At 33.4% G+C, this 23,078-nt stretch carries 20 protein-coding genes; 18 read left to right on the top strand and 2 right to left on the bottom strand.

Annotated elements, in window-relative coordinates; all coding sequences use genetic code 11:
• The first annotated feature begins 143 nt into the window (after window positions 1-143).
• The 3 genes from FAR12_RS21685 (at window position 144) to FAR12_RS21675 (ending at window position 2,784) form a co-directional block, all read left to right on the top strand.
• The gene (locus tag FAR12_RS21685; protein WP_126410850.1) at window positions 144-1,037 is read left to right on the top strand and encodes a hypothetical protein; all 894 of its coding nucleotides are present in this window, start codon (window positions 144-146) and stop codon (window positions 1,035-1,037) included.
• Between the two features lie 107 nt (window positions 1,038-1,144).
• Window positions 1,145-1,558, top strand: a complete 414-nt coding sequence (locus FAR12_RS21680; protein ID WP_126410849.1) for a hypothetical protein — start codon at window positions 1,145-1,147, stop codon at window positions 1,556-1,558.
• 143 nt (window positions 1,559-1,701) lie between these two features.
• Window positions 1,702-2,784: a four helix bundle protein gene (locus FAR12_RS21675; RefSeq protein ID WP_126410848.1), complete on the top strand. Its 1,083-nt coding sequence runs from the start codon at window positions 1,702-1,704 to the stop codon at window positions 2,782-2,784.
• A gap of 46 nt (window positions 2,785-2,830) precedes the next feature.
• On the opposite strand, the gene FAR12_RS21670 is transcribed toward FAR12_RS21675, so the two are convergent.
• On the bottom strand, window positions 2,831-3,505 hold the full coding sequence (locus FAR12_RS21670; protein ID WP_126410847.1) for a hypothetical protein: 675 nt from the start codon (window positions 3,503-3,505) through the stop codon (window positions 2,831-2,833).
• A 296-nt stretch (window positions 3,506-3,801) separates the two neighbouring features.
• On the opposite strand from FAR12_RS21670, the gene FAR12_RS21665 reads away from it, so the two are divergent.
• The 6 genes from FAR12_RS21665 to FAR12_RS21640 all read left to right on the top strand — a co-directional run bounded on the left by FAR12_RS21665 (window position 3,802) and on the right by FAR12_RS21640 (window position 11,224).
• Window positions 3,802-4,371 (top strand): tyrosine-type recombinase/integrase, encoded by a 570-nt coding sequence (locus FAR12_RS21665; RefSeq protein ID WP_126410846.1) that lies wholly within the window; start codon window positions 3,802-3,804, stop codon window positions 4,369-4,371.
• A 122-nt stretch (window positions 4,372-4,493) separates the two neighbouring features.
• On the top strand, window positions 4,494-4,847 hold the full coding sequence (locus tag FAR12_RS21660) for an AraC family transcriptional regulator (RefSeq protein ID WP_126410845.1): 354 nt from the start codon (window positions 4,494-4,496) through the stop codon (window positions 4,845-4,847).
• Entirely contained in the window at window positions 4,840-5,685 is an 846-nt protein-coding gene (locus FAR12_RS21655; RefSeq protein WP_126410844.1) for a TnsA endonuclease C-terminal domain-containing protein, read from the top strand. The genes FAR12_RS21660 and FAR12_RS21655 overlap by 8 nt, the downstream gene beginning before the upstream one ends.
• On the top strand, window positions 5,669-7,795 hold the full coding sequence (locus FAR12_RS21650) for a Mu transposase C-terminal domain-containing protein (RefSeq protein ID WP_126410843.1): 2,127 nt from the start codon (window positions 5,669-5,671) through the stop codon (window positions 7,793-7,795). The genes FAR12_RS21655 and FAR12_RS21650 overlap by 17 nt, the downstream gene beginning before the upstream one ends.
• Entirely contained in the window at window positions 7,782-9,392 is a 1,611-nt protein-coding gene (locus FAR12_RS21645) for an AAA family ATPase (RefSeq protein ID WP_126410842.1), read from the top strand. The genes FAR12_RS21650 and FAR12_RS21645 overlap by 14 nt, the downstream gene beginning before the upstream one ends.
• The gene (locus FAR12_RS21640) at window positions 9,389-11,224 is read left to right on the top strand and encodes a TnsD family Tn7-like transposition protein (protein WP_126410841.1); all 1,836 of its coding nucleotides are present in this window, start codon (window positions 9,389-9,391) and stop codon (window positions 11,222-11,224) included. Before FAR12_RS21645 ends, FAR12_RS21640 begins: the two co-directional genes overlap by 4 nt.
• Before the next feature lie 131 nt (window positions 11,225-11,355).
• Here FAR12_RS21640 and FAR12_RS21635 read toward each other — a convergent pair whose 3' ends face one another.
• Window positions 11,356-11,868: a GIY-YIG nuclease family protein gene (locus FAR12_RS21635; protein ID WP_126410840.1), complete on the bottom strand. Its 513-nt coding sequence runs from the start codon at window positions 11,866-11,868 to the stop codon at window positions 11,356-11,358.
• A 171-nt stretch (window positions 11,869-12,039) separates the two neighbouring features.
• On the opposite strand from FAR12_RS21635, the gene FAR12_RS21630 reads away from it, so the two are divergent.
• From FAR12_RS21630 to FAR12_RS21590, 9 genes are all read left to right on the top strand, one after another.
• Window positions 12,040-13,230, top strand: a complete 1,191-nt coding sequence (locus FAR12_RS21630; protein ID WP_126410839.1) for a hypothetical protein — start codon at window positions 12,040-12,042, stop codon at window positions 13,228-13,230.
• 55 nt (window positions 13,231-13,285) lie between these two features.
• On the top strand, window positions 13,286-15,448 hold the full coding sequence (locus tag FAR12_RS21625; RefSeq protein WP_126410838.1) for a KAP family P-loop NTPase fold protein: 2,163 nt from the start codon (window positions 13,286-13,288) through the stop codon (window positions 15,446-15,448).
• A gap of 341 nt (window positions 15,449-15,789) precedes the next feature.
• Window positions 15,790-16,368, top strand: coding sequence for a superinfection exclusion B family protein (locus tag FAR12_RS21620; RefSeq protein ID WP_126410837.1), 579 nt, complete (start codon window positions 15,790-15,792; stop codon window positions 16,366-16,368).
• 26 nt (window positions 16,369-16,394) lie between these two features.
• Window positions 16,395-17,261, top strand: coding sequence for a DUF5677 domain-containing protein (locus FAR12_RS21615; RefSeq protein ID WP_126410836.1), 867 nt, complete (start codon window positions 16,395-16,397; stop codon window positions 17,259-17,261).
• Between the two features lie 178 nt (window positions 17,262-17,439).
• A complete protein-coding gene (locus tag FAR12_RS21610; protein ID WP_126410835.1) occupies window positions 17,440-19,710 on the top strand; it encodes an ATP-binding protein in 2,271 nt (756 codons plus the stop codon).
• A gap of 18 nt (window positions 19,711-19,728) precedes the next feature.
• Window positions 19,729-20,184 (top strand): GIY-YIG nuclease family protein, encoded by a 456-nt coding sequence (locus FAR12_RS21605; protein ID WP_126410834.1) that lies wholly within the window; start codon window positions 19,729-19,731, stop codon window positions 20,182-20,184.
• 31 nt (window positions 20,185-20,215) lie between these two features.
• Complete coding sequence (locus tag FAR12_RS21600) at window positions 20,216-20,845, top strand: DUF1643 domain-containing protein (protein WP_170972291.1); 630 nt, start codon at window positions 20,216-20,218, stop codon at window positions 20,843-20,845.
• 64 nt (window positions 20,846-20,909) lie between these two features.
• Window positions 20,910-21,638: a hypothetical protein gene (locus FAR12_RS21595; RefSeq protein WP_126410832.1), complete on the top strand. Its 729-nt coding sequence runs from the start codon at window positions 20,910-20,912 to the stop codon at window positions 21,636-21,638.
• Between the two features lie 270 nt (window positions 21,639-21,908).
• The gene (locus FAR12_RS21590; protein WP_126410831.1) at window positions 21,909-22,883 is read left to right on the top strand and encodes a hypothetical protein; all 975 of its coding nucleotides are present in this window, start codon (window positions 21,909-21,911) and stop codon (window positions 22,881-22,883) included.
• The last annotated feature ends 195 nt before the right edge of the window (window positions 22,884-23,078 follow it).

The following is a 23,078-nucleotide window of genomic DNA, read 5'->3' as shown; positions in this document are numbered from 1 at the left end:
AAATGGAGAGTCGGTGTCCCTTAGTGGGGTAACAACCTTTCAAGCAAAAATTTCAAGTAAGGTAATTGGAGAGATTTATAATATTTCTCTCCTCATGTTACCTTAGATAACAACTAAAAAACAAAAAAAGGAGTAGATTTATAGTGACAATTTCAAGAGATTTCCATCCATATCGTTCTGCATTTATCCAAGAAAGAACGATGGCAAAAAGTGAGTTGAGTAAAGGTGATAAGGCCTCTAAATGGCGGAAGACAAAGTACGATGCTTCAACTACTTTTGTGAACCTAAAGAATCATGATGAATTTGAGAGTGCAGCAGTAGAAAATAATGTCTTTTCAATGGTTTTTCCAAAATTAAAAGCTATAAAGGAAGAAACACTTTTTCCTTGTGAAATATTCGATGGAAACGAAGCGTGGATTGGTAAGGACACTACAGGAAAATACAAATACTTCACAGGTCAACCTTATGATGAAGCAGTTGCTTATTCGATTTTTGATTTGCTACTTTGCTTTCCACAAGTACAAGGAAAAGGCTATACACAGCAATGTCAATTTGTAAGAGATGAGCTGATCAATTTACTGAATGTGTCTTATGGTGTTGTCGATTGGGAACGAAAGGAGAAAGAGAAATATATTGAAAATGAACGGATTCTTGCCTTATTTAAAAACCACGACTTTCAAGTTAAGTATCCCAATCTATTTAAAAAAATTAAGTCCTATGTAGATGTACTTGAAAACATGCTAATTCATGGTCAAAAGTTCATTGATATAGAGAGAAGAAGTGATAAAAATAACTCTATCTTCTCAATGTATGCTAGTCAAGGTAAATTATCTTCTGCAAGATTCAGTAGTGCTGTGAAAAGATTTAAGGAATTAGGATTACTTTTTGCTGAAAAAAGAAAAGTAACTTTTTTCGATAAGAACACTCATTCAAAATGTCTGACCGAAACAACATTATACTCCTTTCCACTTTACTCGGAGTCATACCTCAAGGAAATAGAAGAATGTTTAAAAGGGAACAAGGCACTTAAAAAATAAAGTGCTACCTATCCTCATCTAATTTACCCCTCTTGAGTTTTACCCGTAAGCTGAAATACCCCAGTTAACCAGTAAATCAAATACAAATAAAAAAGGAGAATGATAAAATGAATAACCAATTATCAATGAAATTAGCAGAGACTGTAAAGGAGGCAAAAAAATCCCTCTTATTTCCTCCAATTTACGAGGATGCTTATGGAGAAGGTGATGAGTGTTACGATGAAGGAACTTTTTTTCAAAGACAAGGAAAAGGTCTGTTGTGCGGAAAAATGGTGTTTTATTCCGGTGAATTTTATGATTTAACCATAGATGGTGATGTTGATCTTTGCATGGAAGTATTTTTGACTGATGAAGGTGAACTGGTAAAATTCTATACCATTAGGGAATCTCGCTATTGCCAAGTTTGTCAAGAAACCCACTCCCGTCTCCATCGTATGGTTGCAAAGGATCAATACTTAGATGACGATGAAATTGATGCAATTATAAACAACATTTCAGTCGATTTAAAAACTGCCGGCTAATCCTCAAAAAATTCCCCGGATTTTTGGAACCTATCAAAAAAAGGTTGGTCAACGGAAGGATAAATTGTGTTGGATAACTTTTCCACCTTGTCGATTTTGTGTGTTCCTAATTCGTTATCAAATTTAAAAGGAGATGATTAAAATTGAATGAAAAAGTTAGACAAATACAGCAAGAGTATCAGAAAGTTCGGGAATTATCGAATTATAGTATCTTTGATATTGAAAGCAGCCTAAAAGATTTGGCTGAGAAGGGATTTGTCTGGATTCTAAAAGATTTAAAAGAAATATGTGAAGCCGAGGAAATCCTCATTGAACACTATCTCAACAAGTTCAGATCCTACCAGATTTATGATAATCTTGAAGTTAACCCCTATCTACAATCCTCAATTGAAACTGCTGCAAAACCACCAAGCCAATCTTCATTAGATTTTGCACCCGTACAAAAAGAAAAGCAAACCAAAAAACAACAACACCTTGAAGTAAGAGATGTAAAGCGATTTATTGGTTATAAGAAGGCTAGGGAGCTAGAAAAAAAGGTAATTGAACTGTGTCAGAACTTTCCTTCATACGAAGTTGATCACATTGTAAACCAGATAGAAAGAAGTGCCCGTTCAATTAAAGACAGCATTGAAATGGGTGAGCAAGTTTATGTAGGTGAGAGATTTAACCAATACAGCATTGCAATAGGATCAGCAAAAGAAACCTCTGCATGGCTCCAAATGTCATTGGGACAGAAATATATAACCCAAGTTCAATTCGATGAGTTAGATAACTTAACAACTCAAGTGGTACGTATTCTAACAAAAAACTTGTCCAATATAAAAGAGAAAGAGGGCAAAGGAATGGATTTACCAAATCCCTTTACTCCAAATGTTAAAAACTTTGGGGCCTATAATAATGCTCTGCTGTTGGTTGAAAAGATTTACGAGATTACAAGAAAGCCAGAATTCTGGAAGGAAAAGAATCTTGTGAGGAAAATGAGGAAACGAGCGACATCCAGCGTTGCTAACATTGCCGAGGCACATCAACTGTATATTTCGAAAAAATTCCGTTTCTTCAATGATTCTATGAAGGCATTGGATGGCCTTGATAGTTTGTTGGAAACATCCTTAATCAAAGGAATTATTTCAGAGAAGGAACTAAAAGAGATTGTTGAGTTGAGGATTTCTATACGGAATGTGCTTTCAACGAAAATGGCAAACATTAGCGGTGAGAAAGCGAGTTAACTTTTGAAAGGATAAGGAGAGATTATGCTCCCTATCCTTTCGTGTATTATTGTTTGCCAACAAGGGGGTGTAATCTTTCTCGTACAATACTCTCAATCTCTTTAACGAGCATGTATCTTCTTTTCGATTCAATATTAGGTATTACAAAGGTTGATACTCTAATAGGATATTCACTAAATACAGTTTCAGATAAATGTGATAACTTCATACTGAATGTACTTGAATCACATTTTACATGTTGGTAAACACGTCCTTGTATGTTTTTATTGATTCCTAAATAAAAAGGAATCCATTCTTCCCTCTCGAAATTATTTCTAAGGGGTCTTAAACAAAAATGGTGTAAAAACCTTTTTTTGATAATCTTTGGATAGCTAGAGCCATCCCTCTCTATAGCCTCATTCCACAACCTATTTATAGATTCAAAGAAATGATCTCTTTTATTTTGATTAATACTTTTTCCATTATGACCCCAATCATCATAAAGGTCAATTTCATGTTTGTAAAAGGTTTGTAAATTGACCTCAAACAGATAAAGTCCAGACCCACTTGGGACTTTATTAATTTTTTCTTGGATTTCATCAAGACCATCATCTAAGCAGAATCTTATTTGATTATTTGATTTTTTAAATTCACTAATAACCTTTTCTGAAAGCTCGGTATTAATACTGTTTAAAATACTGTCGAATTCTTCTAGTAATTTATTAAAATTTTTGTCTACCACTAGGTTTCCCTCTTTATCACTAAATACAAATAAAGGTAATAAATACTTCTGATTAACAATTCTATTATTTAACGACTAATTAATCGTAGCAGTAAAGAACAAATAATTCCAATTGAATGAAATAATAATTCATTAACAATGAAATATATCTGAATCTTACACAACCCTGAAGAGTAAACAAAGAAATACTATTAAATCAGCATTTTTATTTTTGTATTTTGCCTCTAGGCTGTTGAATCTTACTCAAATAGAGATTTACAATAAATATGTAAGATTCACATAGGAGGTGAACATTATTGAAAGTTGTTCAACCGATTCGGGATCAAAAACAGCTTGAAGCAGTTAAAGGATACCTTCGTGGGAAAAATAAAAGAGATTTTTTACTTTTTATGGTTGGCATTTCATCAGCTCTAAGAATTTCTGACATCCTGAAGTTGCAAGTGAATCAAGTATGGGATGGTAAGAAGCCAAAAGAATTTATAGAAGTGAACGAAAAGAAGACTGGTAAATATAAGCGGTTTCCAATTACACCAAATTTGGCAAAAAGTATTAAAGAATTTATGAAAGACTTTCCTGAAAAGAAACAGGATGATTTTCTGTTTACAAGTAGAAAAGGTACTAATCAACCTATTACAAGGCAGTATGCTGCGTCGATGTTGAATGAAGCCTGTGATATGGTTGGGATAAAAGAAAGATTTGGGACACACGGCATGAGGAAAACCTGGGGCTTTTTTGCATTCAAAAAAGGAATATCACTTGACTACATATGTATAGCCCTAAATCATAGATCCGTTGCGGAAACTAAAAGGTATCTTGGTATATTACAAGAAGATCTGGATGAACTGTATTTACAGGTTAACTTATAAAAAATATAGAAAAGTAGAGGCATTTGTTGCTGACTTTATTATTTCGGATAAAAAAAACAATCCGAATTGCCAAAAGTCAAACGACAAATGCCTTTTCCTATTTAAAGGGGGCTAACAATAAAATGGACAAAGTTAATGCCGTCATTCAATACATTGAACAGCATTATCATGACGAGATTTGCAATGTACATGTAGAAACACTTACAGGTTATTCCTTTAGTGATTTTTTGGATGAATTTCAAAATGTAACTGGACTACAGTTCTTACGTTATTTGATCCGTAGACAATTAACTCTAATAAAAGATGAATTATGCAGTACCCATGATTTACAGAATATAGATTACTCCCCATTTAATAGTTGGGATGAGTTCTCTAATCTTTTTCGTTGTGAATTCAAAATGACTGTTGATTCAGCCATAGCAAATAAACACATTATTCTACAAGAAAGAGAGAATAGGGGAATATCAGATGATTAGAGAATGGAATGAAACAACCATTAATAGATTTCTAAAAGAAAAACGTGGGCAAGGAATAGGAAAAGACTACAAGCCTTGGCTACTCGTACAGGATATAGCTTCAAAAGGGCGATCCACTCGCATATTTGGTCATACCACTCAAAGGGTGCATCATATGTTAAGTGATTTGCAGTTATATTACTTCTATTTATTGGAGTTTGACGACAATGTTACTGACATAAGGGAGCAGTACCCTTTACTAGATTTCCACGACATGAATGTTCAAGTAGATGAGGAGCTTACAAAGAAATTATTTGATTCGAAGACACAAGTACCGCATATCTTTACGGTTTCTTTTTTGGTAACAAGGAAGCGGGAAAATGGTGAGCATTATTATCAAGCAAGAATAATTAAGCAATCGCAAGAGCTAGAGAAAAATGCTACCTTGCAAAGATTGGAACTCCAAAGAAGGTATTTTGAAAAGAAAGGGATTGATTTTGGAATTGTAACAGAAAAAGAGATCAATAAACAATTGGCACGAAATATTGGGTGGGCATTGAACTCCTATGACATTCAAGATTACCCATCCCTTACATTGAACTTGCCCCACTTGAAAAGGGATATGGTTCAGTATTTGACGAATAAATCCGATACATTTCAAGGCATCTTCTCCAGATTGGAAAAGGAATACAGTTTAGATAAAGGTTTGGGACTAATCTTGTTTAAACATTTGATTGCCAAGAAAGAAGTGAGTATGGATTTGAGCAAGAAAATCTATATGACTAATAAAATTGAAAATTATCATGTTGAATTTACTGGTGAAAATGGTGGTGATGTAGGGTATGCAGTTGGTAATTAATGATTTATTACAAAACACTGATAATCCGGAATTCATTCAAAGGGTAGTCTGGGTCGATATGGAGCATCAACTTTGTTTTCTGGTAAATGTCCGTGAACCATCATTTCCTTACAGTGAGGAAGTACACAATATTGAAACCTCTTTAAATAAAGGGGACGTTACGAAGATTGCAACTGACCCTTGGGCTATCAGTGTGAACGATGAGGACTTATCCAAGATAGAAATTGAGAAGCGTGATAAAGCATGGAAGGTAATAAACCAAATATATATTATTCCTGATATTTTAATCCCGAAACGTAGATCAGAATTAATCAATATGGTTAGTAAGAGTTTTTCTCTGAGTACAAAGACAGTTCGACAATATTTAAAACGGTATTGGGCAAGAGGAATGGTAAAGAATGCACTCTTACCTGACTTTAATAATTGCGGGAAACAACAGGGGAAGGAACGTCAATACACCAAAAAGGCAGGTAGACCATTTGCCTTTTCCTCCACTATTCAGAGAGCAGCAATTACTGATGAATGGAAGAAAATCATTAGAATAAGCCTAGAAAAATACTACTTTATTCGTTCAAAGCCATCATTAAAATATGCTTATCAACAAATGGTAAAGGAGTATTTCTCCAAAGAGGATGAAAAATCGGGCTATAAAGTATTGGATGTAGAAAAGCCTATTATTTCGTATGACCAATTTTACTATTGGTATCGCAAGTGGTACAAGCCGGAAGATGCGATTCATAAAAGAGAGGGACGAAGAGAATTTTTACAGAACTATCGAGCTATAACTGGTTCAGCCACAGAAGATTCTATGGGGATAGGTACATATGCCATTGATGCAACAATTGGTGATATATATTTAGTTTCCTCACTAGATAGAAACATTGTTATTGGCCGAAGTGTTGTATATCTTTGTGTTGATATTTTTTCCCGAGCCATAGTCGGCTTAGGTGTTGGAATTGAAAATATGTCGGGACATTCTTTGAGGGTTGCACTCGCTAATACGTTTGAAAATAAAAAAGACTTTTGCAAAAGAACCCTTGATATGGAGATTGAAAATGGAGAATGGCCGATACATTATATTCCTCATACTCTTTTGGCAGATCGGGGAAGTGAATTGATCTCAAATGAATTAACTCAAATAGTAGAAAATCTAAATGTTAAGATGCAGAACACAGGTTCATACAGACCTGAGCTAAAATCGGTCTGCGAAAAATACTTTCATATCGTCCAGCAACATATAAACCCGTTCCTTCCAGGAGCCATCCAGAAAGATTATATGAAACGAGGTGGCCGAGATTACAGAAAAAAGGCAGTTCTTAACCTCAATGAATATACTCAGATTTTGGTTCGCTGCATTCTCTTTTACAATAATCATAACTTTCTTTCGGACTATCCTTTAACACAAAATATGATAGAAGAAAAGGTTCGCCCTATTCCAATTGAGATTTTCAAATGGGGGTTACAAAAAGGAAACGGACAGCTAAGGACAATGTCATTAGATGCAATTCGAAGTAACATTTATCCAAAATCCCAAGCAACAGTAACCCCCAAGGGCATTCACTTTGGCAATCTTTATTACACATGCTCTAAAGCTGTAAAAGAGCGGTGGTTTTCTAATGCTAGAATTCAGGGAAATTGGAAAATGGAGATATATTATGATCCTCAAAGTGTAGCAACTATTTACATTCGGATAGATAGGCAAAATTATGAAGTCTGTTCTTTAATCGAGCAATACGAAATGTATCGAAATGTAAAGGAGGAAGAGCTTGTTAGTTTAAAGGAGAACCTTAGGCAACAAAAAGCAGAATATGAAGAAGCCCAAATGAATGGAGCCATCCAGTTAGCTCAGGAAATTGAATCAATTGTTAAACAGGCGAAGGAGAAAACTCAAGACCAATCTCTTAATGGTGAGGTTCCTAAAGATATAAAGAATATTAGGGAAAATCGAGAAAAGGAGAGAGAAGTATTGAAAAGGGAACAACAAGCCGTAATAGATCAAAAAAACATTGGAAGGCAATTGAACAAAGTAAATCATGATACTGAATCGGTAAAAGTGCTAGACATTTTCCGTAAAAAACAAAAGGAGGTGCTTCGTGATGAAGATAATTGAATTAGTTAATGGAACCAAAGCTCAAGTTGCAGAGTATAGGGAACAGGAAATATTGGAGTATCAAGGCAATCCTCTTATAGAGGCATTGCCTCCAATTTATTCTCAGGAGGAAGTCATTGATCGTTTAAGCATGTATCCTCCTTATAATAAGGAAGAAAGATATTTGAATGACCATCAGAGAGTTCATCTGATCTCAAGATTGTTACAATATTTTCAAGCCATACCGATCCATCTAAGAATTGAGTCATCAATTTCAAGGTTAATTAGAACAGGTTACACTTACCGAAATCCTGTAAGCTCTACTTATGCACAGAGTTTCGTGGATAACTGGAACAATATACAGAATAAATCATTTGATAAGTCAATTATCCAGACAGGACAAACATTGAGTATTTTGGGGGTCTCTGGTGTAGGAAAAACACGAACATTACAGCGAATCTTGCAAACTATTCCGCAGGTGATTTCCCATGTTACATATAAAGGGAAGGCCTTAAACCACTATCAAGTAACCTATTTAAAAATCGAGACCCCTTTTGATGGTTCCGTAAAAACCATTATTTACGATTTTATGTATCAGGTAGATCTACTTCTGGGCTCAAACTATTTTAATAGATATGTGAACAGTCATTTGTCAACAAGTCAACTAATGCCTATCATGGCTCAGATCGCTAAAAGTATAAACCTTGGAATGCTGTTTTTGGACGAGTTACAACATTTGAAAGGTATAAAGAATTCTAGGTCATCACAGATACTAAATTTTTTTACAGCGTTAATCAATACGATAAATATCCCTCTTATTATGGTCGGAACCCCGAAGGCAATGGATGTTTTGCAATCACAGTTTAGACAAGCAAGAAGAAGCACTAATATGGGGAACATCATGTGGGATCGCTTTGAAAATGATGCTATTTGGGACTTATTTGTTAGTGGTATGTGGAAATACCAGTGGACAAAAGAGGAAGTTCTTATTACAGAGGAAATATCTTCAATCCTATATTATGAGTCCCAAGGAATCGCCGACATCGCAATTAAGCTCTATATGATGGTGCAGCTACGTGCGATTAGTAGTGGTAAGGAAAAGATTACTTGTACGTTAATAAAACAAGTGGCTCAGGAAGAATTAAAGATGGTTCAGCCGATGTTAAATACTTTAAAAAGGGCAGATTATGGCAAACTAGCAAAATATGACGACCTAATGCTACCTAATATTGAGGACTATATTGAACAAGAACGGATTATTGTTGATCAAAAACAGGTAATGAACTCACTCCAAGAAGGAGCAAAACGGAAAAATGAGGAAGTACAATTAATTGATGATGCTGTTTTCCGTTTAGGGATGATAGGTTTTAAAAATGATGCTGCTGTTAAGGCAGTACAAAAAGTTATTTCTGAGAACAATCAAAAAAGAGATGTATCACAAGTCGTAAAAGATGCTTTTCTTCTATTAAACAATAATGAAAAAAGTACGGATAAAATAATAAGTAACGACCTGAGAACCATTATAAAAAAAGGGAAAGAACAACAAATAACTGTTTATCAAGCATTACTAGATGCTGGAGTAATTAAGCAGGATTACCCTGAGCGTGATGTTTCATGATTATACAATTCCCAACACCATATCCAGATGAACTTTTATATAGTGTTATTTGTCGTTATCACATTAGAGCAGGTAATGTCTTTTGGAAACACACATTAGAAGACTTATTTGGAAAGAGGACAATAAGTGCCTCGGTATTTTTGCCATCGGGAATTGGTTCTCTTGTTCAGCATTTACCAAAAAACACGACATTGAATGAACAGATATTAATAGAGAAACATACAATGTATCCTTTTTATACAGTGTTCTTGCCAACAGAAAAGGCTCAATCAATTTATGAGTCTATGATAAGTGATGACGGAAAAAAGATTTATATGCAATCGGGTATAATGGCAAGTTCTATTCCTCAAAACAGGTATTTAAAGTATTGCTCAGCCTGTGCTGAAGAAGATGTTGCTACGTATGGAGAAATGTATTGGCACCGAATTCATCAGTTACCTGGTAATCTTATTTGTCTGAAACATGAACTATGGTTAGAGAATAGTACAGTACCAATTACCCATTCAAATAAACATGCCTATATTTTGCCAACCACGAGTAACTGTGATTTAACAAAAGGGAGGAGGGCAAACGAAGATTTTCTACAACAATTAAAGGAAATCATTCATCAGGCAGAACTTTTATTGAATGGACGGTTCGAAAATCAGTCTTTTTCCCATTTCACGGAATTCTATCATCATCATCTAATAGAAAAAGGATTTGCTAGTTTTAAGGGACAAGTGAGACAGAAGGAACTGCATGTAGCATTTAATATTTTTTACTCTAAGGAATTATTGATAAGCCTTTACATAGACATTGGAAATACACAATGGTTAGCCAATTTTTTCCGAAAACACAGAAAATCGTTCCATCCGTATTACCACCTACTTATGCTCAATTTTCTTAGCTTAAATGTGGATTCGGTTTTCAGAGCAACTTCATTTGAAAATAATCCATTTGGTCATCCGAATTGGCCTTGCTTAAATGCCTTATGTCCAGACTATAAGGAAAGTGTTATTAAAGATGTTACGATTAGAAGATGTGAGAAAACGAAGAAGCCAATTGGGCGGTTTACATGTCCTACTTGTGGTTTTTCTTATACAAGGAAGGGGAGAGATCAACATAAAGAAGATCGTTACAAATATACTCGAATTATGGATTTCGGTTCCCTTTGGAAGAAAGAGCTACAATCTTTGTTGAGTGATGGATTGAGTTATCGGGAGATTGCCCGGCGGTTAGCTGTGGATACCAATACCGTAATTAAATATGAGAAAATCATTAATGGCGAAAGTGATTCAAAGAAGGAAGTTCATAAAGATAATGATATGGTAAATAAACGTCGAAGTGAATGGGTGCAGTTGCAAAAGGAATATCCTAACCTTTCGAAAACCCAATTGAGAGAGAAACGACCAGCGGTGTATGCTTTCTTATATAGGAACGATAGAAATTGGCTGAACGTAAATTCGCCAGAAAAGCAAAAGGTTGAAACTATAAATAACCGTGTTAATTGGTTGGAAAGAGATCAAGAAGTATTAAAGAAGGTCCGTAAGGTGGTTGAGGATATAAATAATGGAAACGGAAAGCCCATAAGAATTACAATAAAGACACTTGGAGACCTTATCGGAAAGAGAGCCCTATTGGAAAACCATTTGGATAAATTGTCAAAAACAAAGGGGTTTATTGAACAAGTATCGGAGTCGGAACGGGATTTCCGTTTAAGAAGAGTGGAGTTTGTAATCCTTGAAATGAAAGAAAAGGAAGAAGCTGTTAAAGAATGGAAGGTTTTAAAGAAAGCTGCCATTAAAGCAGAATTTTATGACGAAGTAAGAGATATTATACAATCATATTTGTAGTGCAATGTTTTTAGGATTCTCTACATATTTGATTGAGAATCCTATTTTTATGTGCTTTTTTGGCAACTTCCTATAAATATATTAATTAATCTAGCTTTCTCTCTTAATTCTAGCTTGTAATTTTGAGATTACTATTCCACAAAGGCATTATACTTATAAATATTGTATTCAACATTGTCTAATTTACTTGTCCACCGCAAACCTGAAATTTCTGGTAGAAGGTCTCGATGGTCTCCCCAATTCAAAATATGAATATTCTGCAATTCAGCTTCCGGTATGGACGTGAGACTTTTGGAGTTGTAGGCAGGTTTATGTACATTAATTAAAAGTTTCTCAGCGAGATCAATCTCCTTTGACCATGTGGCTTCCTCTGGCGTACTTTCACCTGCTATTCTGCCTGCATATATTTTTAGATGGTTGGAGTCGTTTGTATTCCACCAATTTTCTTGCGATACCCTTTTCCCAATCGTTTGCTGGTCTGCCTTTCCGATATATAACAAAACATCTTTTCCATAGACTATATGTTTTCCATAAATTTGATAGATACCATAATCGTAGGATTCATCAGTTAAATGATTTAGTTCATCTAATCTATAGGGTCCGTCCCAATCAATTTGAATTAGTTTTACCCTTATGTTTTTCATTTCAACCTTCCTTTACAGCTTTTTTTACAGCATTTGAAAAAATATGCAAAATTCTAAATTCTATATATTTCAATTTTGATTATCTCTTATTTAGAATGGAATATAAAGAAGCATTTTTTTTGCCTACATTATCGGTTATTAACTTTTAAAACTTTATAAGGGAGGTCTTTTATGGAAACGAGAATCTATGAAAGGGAAAAGTTATATAAAGAAGTTTGGGAAGAACCTATGACTACTCTTGCCACTCGTTATGGTGTCTCTGATGTTGCTTTACGTAAACATTGTATAAAAATGAATATTCCATTGCCAAAATCTGGGCATTGGACAAAAGTGAAGTTAGGTAAAAAAATTAGCATACCTCCTCTACCAGAACATAATGGTCCCGATAAAATAGAAGTGCCTGTTCAATCTATTGATAAAAGTTTTGGAGCTAAGATGTCTGAGATACTTTCGTTTTTATCAAACGAAGAACATCAAAGAGTAACTCACTATTCTTTGGCATTAAAAGTTCCTGATAGACTAACAAATCCTCATGATTTGATAGAAGGGACAAAACAGTATTATAGTTCTAAAAAAGGAACAACTCAAACTAAAGTAAGCAATGTTATTAATCTGAGTAAAATTTCAGACGAACTAAAAAACCGTGTTTATAGATTTTACAATACACTTTTTGTTGCTTTGGAACATCTAGGTTATACGATTGAAAATGGTGCACCAAAATCCTATGGGTACAGTAGAAGAGTTGTTGATAAGGAATTGAGTATCTCTTTTGGTGGAGATCGTGTTCCTATCTTTATAAAAGAAATACAAAAAAGAATTGACCATATACCAACGGATAAAGAAATAAAAAACAGTCTTTGGTCAATACCTTCTTATGATTACATAAAGACTGGTAAATTACATTTTGGTATTGATTCTTATCATGCTAGGCGTAAAAACTGGCGTGATACGGAAGCAAAAGTAATTGAAGATCAGATTGGTGAAATTGTTTTATGGATAATGGATGCTATACATGTTGAAAAAGTAAAAAGGAAAGAACGTGAAACTGAAAAACAGCGATGGTTAGAAGAGCAACTAATTCGAGAGCAAATAGCTGAACGGAAGGAAATGGAATTAAAGCAGCTAGAATTATTAGACCAATATGCACAGAATTGGGAAAAGGCTGAAAGGATTAGAAGACTGTTGGATGCAGTAGAATCAAAGTTTGCTAAGGTTGGTACTGAGGAAGAAAAACAAATTTTAAATGATTGGGTGAAATGGGCTCGGGAAAAGGCAGATTTATTAGACCCGTTAGATAAGAAAGATGATAATATTTTAGATAAGGGATTATGGTTATTTGATATTATAAAGCAAAAAGATTAGCAAAAAAAGTTTCGGGCATGGATATATACTGTGAAATGAAGGGAGGATTTTGTAAATGAAACCGCATAACTATTCATCGGATGCTCCAATATATGATGCTGCTCTTGACCGATTTAATCGTTTTCCATTTTCACAGAGAGTAGCCAATGTAATAGCTAAAAGAAATGATCCGAGTAGTATTGTAATAGGAATATATGGTGCTTGGGGTGACGGGAAAACCTCTGTATTAAACTTTATAGAAGGGGAACTTCTAAAAGAGGAACATGTCGTTTGTTTAAAGTTTAATCCATGGAGATTTGGTGACGAAGACCAGATGCTCATTAATTTCTTCAACGACTTAGCTACAGCGATTGATAGGTCTATAGAAAATAGAAAGGAAAGAATAGGCAACCTTATTGAGAAATACGGTAAACCACTAGCCTCTGTTCTTGGTAAAGAGGAGGTTGCAGATGGAGTAAAATCGTTCTTTTCAGGTGCAGATATTGAAGAATTAAGAGAACGAATTGAAAACCTTTTAGAAGAGGAGAAAAAAAGAGTAGTAATACTTATAGATGATATTGATAGACTCGAAAAAAATGAAATACATGCTGTGTTTAGATTAGTTAAGTTAACAGCAGATTTTAAATATACAGCCTATGTATTGGCATTTGATAAACATGTAGTATCGTCAGCATTACAAGAACGATACGGTGATATTGCTATAGGGACGGGAAATTCATTTTTAGAAAAAATAATTCAGGTTCCCTTAGAACTTCCATCAATAGAAAGCGAAGATTTAAGAAACTTTTGCTTTAATGAAATTGACCAAGTATTGAACTTCTCTAATATTGAATTAACTGAGGAAGATGTTAGGCAATTTGTAAGCAATTTCTCTAAAGGATTAGAAGCACACTTGAATACACCTAGACAAGCTAAGTTGTATTCAAATATCTTGTTGTTTTCTTTGCCTATATTAAAAGATGAAGCGAATGTTGTTGATTTAATGTTAATTGAAGGAATTAGGGTTCTATTGCCAGAAGTTTATGCTCTAATCAGAGACAATAGGGATTTATTTTTAAAAGATGGTACAAGTGGGTATGGCTATGATTATGACCAAAAGGAGAAAGTCAGAAGAAAAGAGAGAGTTGAATCAGCGTTAAATAAATTTACAAAAGAGGAAATGGAACAAATTATAGATTTGTTATGCTTTCTTTTTCCTAAGCTCAATAATGCCTTTAGAAATGTTCATTATGGGGGGAATTCGGAATTAAAATGGGGTGAAAAACAACGAATATGTTCTCCGCAGTATTTTCAAAGGTATTTCACTTATGCGATAACTACTAAAGATGTTTCTGATTTAGCAATTAATGAATTATTAAAATTCAGTGAACATAATTCTCCAGAAGATATTGTATGTAAAATAAATGAAATTTTGTCAGATAAGAATGCGGAAACTTTTATTTCAAAGTTAAGAAGGCTAAGTAAAAACTTCACTTTATTACAGTCAAAAAATTTAGCAATTTCTATAGCAAAGATAGGAAGTAATCTACCTAATCCTGTTCAACTTTTCAGGTCAATGAATACTTTGGGACAAGGAGCAATATTTACTGGTGACTGTATAGAGAATCTGAATAGTAAAGATGAACAGTTCGAGTTAGCCAAAGATGTAATTTTTAATGCAGACACCTTATTTTTTGCTACGGAGTGCTTTTCTTGGTTCAGAAGAGATACAGAGGAACATCCAAATCCTCAAGGTTTCTCTGACGAAGAATACTCAAATTTGGCAGGCATCCTGGCTAAAAGAATATCTTTTGAGTTGAGTAACATTGACAATATCGAAATTGGAAAAATAGAGAACTTTCCTTATGTAATATCAATATGGAATGAGTATGGGGAGCCCAAAGAGGCAACGAATACAATCACACGAATAATACGTAGAGAAAAGGATTTTGTGTTCGAGTTACTTAATTCTTATACCCCGACTGCATTTGGAGAATTTGGTTCAAGAAAATCAAGTTTTCGCAGAGACAATTATGATGCTATCCGAAAAGTTTTAGAACCAACTGTTATAGTGGAGGCTATAAATGAATTCTATAATGATTTGGTAATAGATGAACGCTATCCTGAATTTTTGGATGTACCAAGAAACGAGGAGCTTGCTAGGCAGTTTTTGTGGATACATAATAAGGTTGCAGATGAAGAAGCAAATAAAGAAGAAATGGATAGCAGTATGGAATAATTAGAAATGAACATTTTTTAATCATCAAGAAAACCGTAATGGATTCAATATTATCAAAAATCAATACAAATTCGGGCTGAATTCAATATGAGTTCGGTCTTTTTTTGATTCAATAATTACTGGTCCAATAATGCTTCAATAATATCCCATACAGTTGTTGTCCTCACTGTATATCGTAGTAATCTGATTCCAGTTCGTGATGTTTTAAGGAGATTGTTCATTCTTTTATAATTTATTTTATCTGGTACGGGAAAAGACTATTTATCAAAAAGAAGGAAGGAGAGAAGTGTAACAATAGGTGTAGTATAATATAAGAAAAGTATAATGTTTGGAGGGATTTTATGAAAATAGATTTTAATATTAGTGAGATTCTTACCTTACCAACCACGATTATGGCTGCACTATCCTTAGCAAGTGGCATACTTCTGTTCTCTCCAACTTCTTTATTAGATCAAATGTTCATGTTGGATTTTAGAGATAAATATGGATTTATCATTGGAATAGTTTTCATTGTTTCAGTATGTATTCTAATCGTCAACTTGATATACCAAACTGCTAAATCTCTCTCTAATGCAAAAGCAAAAAGGAACTTTTATGCTAATGCAGAAAAAAGACTAAAAAAACTAAATAACTATCAGAAAGCCATTATATATGCACTATATCAAGAAGATAATCGTACCTTGCCTTTACCATTACATGACGGATCTGTTTTAGAACTTGAACAAAACTATATGATTGGGAAAGCAACCTCCCAGTACATGGTAAGCGATTTAAACAATGCACTCTTTCCATACTTATTACAACCATGGGTATCGGATGAATTAAGTAACAGGTCAAATTTATTATCCGAATTCAGCACAGCTTTTGAAATTCAATATGAAAAGGAATTTAACCAGCGGAGGGAAAATGACTATTATTAAAAATCTAGTGATAAAGAAGGAAGTAAGTGATAATAAAGTTTGGAGTGACGAATCTGGGGAATATTGATAAGGATTTAGACAAGATTGGATTAATTATAAGGAAACAAGAGGAAGTATTTGATTTAACCATTAAAGAACTAACAAAAAAATACGAAGTAGTACCGGATTATATTGTGTTTGCCATGCTTCTTTTTCGAAAGATAATTGAAAAATTGGATGCTGTTTTTATATTAATTGAAAATCAGTCAGAAAAAGCAGCAGAATCAATTTGCAGGGATCTATTTGAGAATCATCTGTATTTTAAATTTATAGTCGATCCTAAAGGAAACCAAAAGCAACGTGCACGAGCATATCATTACTCTTATCTTCAGGATCAACTTTATTTAGTAAATACTTTGTTGTCTAAAAAAGAGGACGGAAGACATATAAGAAGATTTATGGGAATTGAGAATAGAGATGGGGATTTAGAAAAACTTGAAAAAGAAAGACTTAGAATCTCTAATAGCTTACAACGGGAAGAGTTTAAAAATATAAAATTAGAATGGGATTATCTTTTAAAAAGGAAAAACATAAACTACCCAAAATGGTATAGCCTTTTTAAAGGCCCTAGAAACATTAGAGAGCTTGCAGCAAGGTGTGGGCATTTACCTGAATATTTAACTCTTTACAATATCTTATCAACACAAGTTCATACAACAAATGTACTTCATCAAATAGAAAATATAAACGGTGTGGCTTTCCTAAAAAATTTAAGGATTCAAGATAATCCGGACCTGGTATTACAGTTTTCACGGAGCTTAGGAACCTTCTCTTTACTTGAATATGTAAACTTTGTTTTACCCGAACAGACAGAAAGCATTCGGAAATGGACCATAAGTAATATCATTAAGTAATAATATTAAGGAGTATCTCATAATTGGGATGCTTTTTTGTTTACAACAAAGTGTCGAAATATGGAAGTAACTGTTGGAATATTTGGTGTTTTGTTAGACTTGTTAAACTTTTCCTGTAAAATAGAAATTGACAATAGGCAAATTATATTGAGAGTAGGAACAGTTGGGAGGGAGTAGTTTGATAGAAAAGATTAGGGTTAAGGAAGTAGCATCCTATGATTCAGCGGGAATTGAAGTTAATTTGAGTAAGATCAACTACATTTACGGAAGCAATGGTACGGGGAAAACTACTATTTCTGAATTGCTACGAAATAGTGATAATCAAAAGTTCTCTTCTTGTAATATAGAATGGAAGCAAGGCAGCCCTAATTTTGATCTGTTTGTTTATAATAGAAATTTTGTTGAAGAGAATTTCAGTATCCACAACGATATTAAAGGTATCTTTACTCTCGGAAAAGAATCTACTGAAATATTAGCCTTAATTGACGGAAAATTGAAAGATGCAGAGAAACATCAGGACCGGATTGGAAATTTAGAAAATAACATAAAGCACAAAAAAGAGCAGTTAGAAATCTTAAAAACAAGTTTTATAAGTCAGTGTTGGAATTTAAAACAAAAATATGATGAAAGTTTTAAAGAGGCATTTACAGGTCTTCGTAATAATAGAGAGAAATTTATGGAAAGGTGTATGGATGAGGCCGTAAGTAACAATAGTCAACTGTTTCCAATCGGAGAATTAAAAGACAGAGTGGAATCCGTATTTAATGGCCCTCAAGAAAAAGTTGGAGTAATCCCAATTATTGACTATGATAGTTCCTTGGAGCATCAATCAATATTTAAAATAAAAATAATAGGCAAAAAAGATATTGATGTTGCACAATTAATTTCTAAATTAAATATAAGTGATTGGGTACAACAAGGGCACATACATATGGAGGATACAGATGGCATTTGTCCTTTTTGCCAACAAGAACTTCCTGTAAGTTTTAAGGAGAAATTGGATGAATATTTTGATGAAACATACAGCGAACAAATACATAACCTTAATTCTTCAATAGAAAAATATAAAAGTGATACTCTAAACCTTTTTGAAAGGTATAAATTTCTTGTTAACGAAGACACCCCTTTCGTTAATAAAGAGAAAATTGCTTCCCTATTTGAAATAATGAATTCAACTTTTAAGGAAAATATTCAGTTGCTCGAAAGAAAAAGCATTGAACCAAGTAGAAGTATTGAGTTAAATTCAATAACAAGCTACCTTGAGCAAATAAAATCAGAGGTTGAACAGGCGAATGTGCAAATTTCAGAGTTAAATAGGGTAATTGACAATATCAAAGAAGAAAAGGAAAGGTTAATAAAAGATATATGGCGATTTATCGTTGAAGAGAATAAGAGTAATTATGACAACTACATGAGTGATTTTCGAAGAGAGAATGGAGCTTTAGTTGGAATGGAGCAGGGCAAGGTACAACAAATAGGATTTAAAAAGAAACTGGAAGAAGAGGCCATTGAGCTTCAAAACCAGTTAACAAGTGTTTTACCTTCTATTCACGAAATTAATACGATTCTTAAATCATTTGGGTTCACAAATTTCCAGTTAGCAGAATCTGATGAACAGGGTAATTACAAGATTGTAAGGGAAAATGGTGAAGGTGCAAACGAAACGTTAAGTGAAGGAGAGAAGACCTTTATTACCTTCCTTTATTTCTATCAGCTAATTAATGGAAGTAATGATCAGGACAAAGTCTATACAGCAAGGGTAGTTGCGATTGATGATCCAATTTCTAGCCTAGATAGCAATATACTATTTATGGTAAGCAACCTGATAAATAATTTAAAGAAAAAGGTAAGGAGTAAAGATTCAAACTTTAAACAATTGATAATATTGACCCACAATGTTTATTTCCATAAGGAAATATCTTTCAATAAAGGTATGAGCAATAAAAAGCAGCCTGACGAAACATTTTGGATCATCAGGAAGACGGGTAATATATCTCACATTAGCGGGTATGAAGAGAATCCTATTAAGAATTCATATGAACTACTTTGGAAAGAATTACGAGAAAGTCCTAATTCAATAACAACGCCAAACATTATGAGAAGGATATTAGAAAATTACTTTAAGTTCTTTGGGAACGTTGATGTAAATGAAATTGTTGAAGGGTTCCCTGATGAAGATAAGGTGGTTTGTAATTCTTTACTTTCTTGGGCTAACGATGGGTCGCATCATGTGAACGATGATTTATATATAGATAGTAACCAAGAACAAAATACAATCTATTTTGAAGTATTTAGAAGGATTTTTATAAATTCTAAACATGAGTCTCATTTTAATATGATGATGGGTGAACTTCCATTGGAAATAGATGAAGGTAAAGATTCAGAAGAAGTTTTAGTATCGAGAGAAATCAAATTAGCTATGGAACAAGCTGCAGTAAGTCAGGAATAGGCTTATTAAGGATTCATAATGAAATTAAATAAGGAAAGTGAAAATATGATTCCATCTGATATGTATATGGAGTTTTTGAAAAGTTTAGGATTGTTTCCTATTGATAATTGGAATCAATTTGAAGCAGAACACCAAATCGAAATGAAGCCTAAAGTCAGGAATAATCATACAGTTAAAATAAGAAATCAAGGTAAATCCACCAGTGGAGTTTATGTTTATTTTGATGGTGAAACATGTTTGTATGTAGGTGAATCTAGTAATTTGGGAGATAGATTCAAGGATCATTATAATGAATCATGGAAGGAAAATCCAAAGGGGAGAAATTATAAACAATTTTCCTTCTTCAAACAGTATCAAAGGCCGTTGATTGTAAAATGGATTGAGATAGAAGACGCTTTTGATAGGAAGATAGTTGAAGCAATGTTAACGAAAATATTAAAACCTTTATATGAGGAGTATAAAAAAACAAACTAACTTCCCGATGCTATGGAGGGGGTGTCTGAAATTGTGGTTGGAAAATTTAGCAAAAGATAATCAACTGTCTTTATTAACAGGTACATATGGTAATATCTCAGGTAAATCTGTATTTAATAATAATGGCAAACGTCGCTATTTTTTAGAAAAACGATGGGCACGAGGAGGAGATGTCCTTACCGCAATTATGATGAACCCAAGTAGTGCGGCACATAATCAAACGGATAAAACTGTTGATCAGTTAATAGATGTTGCAAAAGTACAAGGCTGTCATGCACTATATGTTGTAAACATTTCAAGTATTATTGACGGTTCGAGTAATAAGTTAAAAAGTGTACAATTTTCCTATGAGGCAATAAATTGGGCCTTTGTTCCACAAGCAATAACAGAAGCTAAGGTAGTTTTTCTTGGTTGGGGAATAAAGGGACAACTAGGTATGCTTGAACAACAGAAGAGCAATCCTGATTTGGTAAATACATTTACAAACCTATCTAGTAAACTATATTGCTACGATGTGTTGAAATCGAAGGATAAAAAATTTGCAACTAAACCACTGTATTATGTACCGCACCCAAGACCACGGTTGGAACAAGAAAAGTACCGTTATGAACCAATACGTAAGATAACATCTCTTGAATTAGTAAAATTATTTATTAGGTAATTGAATAATTTATCAAAACAGGTTTTATAGTAGTTTGTAATTCACAAATTTGGAGGGCTTCTTCATGGGGATTAGTATGAGTGAATACTTAGAAAGAGTAGATAACAGGGTTACAGAACTTTTAGATGCAATTTTTGAAATTGAGCAAAATGCAATTGAAGTTAATAGTGGTGCCACAAAATTATATGAGGAGATGCGAGAGAAACACGCAAAATTAAATTCTTTTAGCGAGCAGGCACATTTAGATCAAGCCCAAGTATATAAAGGTCAAATAAAGGACTCTCAAATCAAAAATAATAAACACTTTGGCGAGAAAGTAGAAAAATGCGGGCAATTAATCATCATTGCGTATGATGGGCTCAAGGAAGTTCATGGTGTTACGGACGGGAAAAGAGAAACCTTAAAAAACAAAATTGAATTAAAATATGGTTCTGGTCATATTGAGTTAGTAGGTACTCAAGGTCTTGATGTAATTGACTTAGTCTGGGAGGGCCGTAATCAATCAGTGCACTATAAGGAAGGACTAAACAATCATGTTAAAACTGTGTTTAAGAAGTTAAAGAAAGATTATCCAGGGTTATTTGATAACTTCGAAAAAGAAAATATGTCATACGAGGTTGTGAAATTATTGGATTGGTTACTTGGTGTGGAGGAAGTAATTCCTAATGAGGAGATTAATACAGAGAGTGATGGTTACAAACTTCTTGATGCAATTGATTTAAAGGATCCATTACCGGAAGGCGAAAAGACAGGATATCATAAGTTCCGTGATTTCATGTCGAAATATAGTTGATTAAATATAAAGTATATTAACAGTCAGTAAAATGTTTGTTGTTTTTGGGAAGCATTTACTCTTATATCACTTAATCTCATGCCACTTTCTTGGTTTCCACGATAAAATGTCGGTACCTACTACTAATTAGTTGGTATCTCAACGGGAAAGGAATCGAGAAGAGCGGCGGGAAGTCAGTTGTGTTTATTTAATCAGTTTCTTCAAATCTATTTATTCTTCCAATGTAAAATAATGTTTTAAAAAGAATATCTAAGAAAGAATGGGGAGAATGTGAAATTTAAAATATTCAAGATACGTGAATTATTATATAAAAAACTTACTTACTCATTTGTCTTCATTATTACAGTTTGTTGTATTGCTTTATATTTCTATAAAAATGACAGTGAAGAAATTGCTTTTATTATAAGTCTATTCTATGCACTATTTCTTTTTATAATAAGCATTTATATTAATAATGAGGCAGCTAAAATTCAAAATTTGTTTCATAGAAGAAAAGAACAATATAGAAGTTTAAAAGACTTAGCAGAAATATACAAACCAACATCTTGGGAGAAAGATGATTTACTCTCCTATATTATATTTGTTCAAGGAATGACAGGAAGAATTGGTGATGGTAAGAGATCATTTATAAGAATTAATGGATTTGAATATACCGACAAATATCTTAAAATTGAAAAATCCTATTTGAACTTGAGAAAAGATCTTCATACTCTGTTAAATGACGAAATAAATAAATATATTCCTTCTAAAAAATTAACAAAGAAAGTTCGAAATGTGTTTATTCATGACATTACTAAATTCTTTGCTGATGTTATTGGTTGGTTAGACGACCACCTTGATTTAACTGAAAAAGAAAAAAGCGAGTTTCTTAATTTTATAGAGAGTTTTCGAAGGGTGAATAAAAAGAAATTTAAACAATGGGATAGAGCAACAAATAAAATTAAGAGGATGATCAGAAAAACAAGCGAAAAGTGTCAAGAAAATATGCTGAAAATAGAGGAATTATATGGAGAATTGCTCTTTGAAACTATAAATGAGGAAAATGCACTCTATACTAATTTCAATGTTATAGAAAAGTTAATTCAAGAGGTAAAAAACGAGGTCCTTGTATATTCTGACTTTGAAGAAATTACAGATGAATACTATCAAAAAGTCCATGATCACCTAGAAATTTTACATAGGAAATTAAATCTTATTAAAGAAGAAGTTGAGGAAATAAGTATTAACACTAATCCAGACTTTTAATTATTGCAGTTTATTTGAATGAACAAGGGTTTTCAATGGAATATCCTCTTACTTCTTTATTCTTATTTCTATTATATATAGCTGTTACTTTCCACTTCCCCGTGCTAAAAAGTCGGTACCTACTGCTAAATAGTTGGTATCCAGAGCGGAAGGAAGAGTGACGAAATAAGAGCAGGCGAACAATATGTACTCAAT

This window comes from Bacillus yapensis (assembly GCF_005280205.1).
In the GTDB taxonomy this organism is placed as follows: Bacteria; Bacillota; Bacilli; order Bacillales; family Cytobacillaceae; genus Robertmurraya; species Robertmurraya yapensis.
Note: the sequence above shows the minus strand (reverse complement) of the source record. Positions and strands in the feature narration are given on the sequence as shown.

Bases quoted from the DNA above. Each gene is read 5' to 3' on its own strand.
- FAR12_RS21680 (WP_126410849.1), top strand. From the start codon at position 1,145: ATGAATAACCAATTATCAATGAAATTAGCAGAGACTGTAAAGGAGGCA.
- FAR12_RS21660 (WP_126410845.1), top strand. From the start codon at position 4,494: ATGGACAAAGTTAATGCCGTCATTCAATACATTGAACAGCATTATCAT.
- FAR12_RS21655 (WP_126410844.1), top strand. From the start codon at position 4,840: ATGATTAGAGAATGGAATGAAACAACCATTAATAGATTTCTAAAAGAA.
- FAR12_RS21650 (WP_126410843.1), top strand. From the start codon at position 5,669: ATGCAGTTGGTAATTAATGATTTATTACAAAACACTGATAATCCGGAA.
- FAR12_RS21645 (WP_126410842.1), top strand. From the start codon at position 7,782: ATGAAGATAATTGAATTAGTTAATGGAACCAAAGCTCAAGTTGCAGAG.
- FAR12_RS21640 (WP_126410841.1), top strand. From the start codon at position 9,389: ATGATTATACAATTCCCAACACCATATCCAGATGAACTTTTATATAGT.
- FAR12_RS21635 (WP_126410840.1), bottom strand. From the start codon at position 11,868: ATGAAAAACATAAGGGTAAAACTAATTCAAATTGATTGGGACGGACCC.
- FAR12_RS21630 (WP_126410839.1), top strand. From the start codon at position 12,040: ATGGAAACGAGAATCTATGAAAGGGAAAAGTTATATAAAGAAGTTTGG.
- FAR12_RS21625 (WP_126410838.1), top strand. From the start codon at position 13,286: ATGAAACCGCATAACTATTCATCGGATGCTCCAATATATGATGCTGCT.
- FAR12_RS21620 (WP_126410837.1), top strand. From the start codon at position 15,790: ATGAAAATAGATTTTAATATTAGTGAGATTCTTACCTTACCAACCACG.
- FAR12_RS21605 (WP_126410834.1), top strand. From the start codon at position 19,729: ATGAAATTAAATAAGGAAAGTGAAAATATGATTCCATCTGATATGTAT.
- FAR12_RS21595 (WP_126410832.1), top strand. From the start codon at position 20,910: ATGGGGATTAGTATGAGTGAATACTTAGAAAGAGTAGATAACAGGGTT.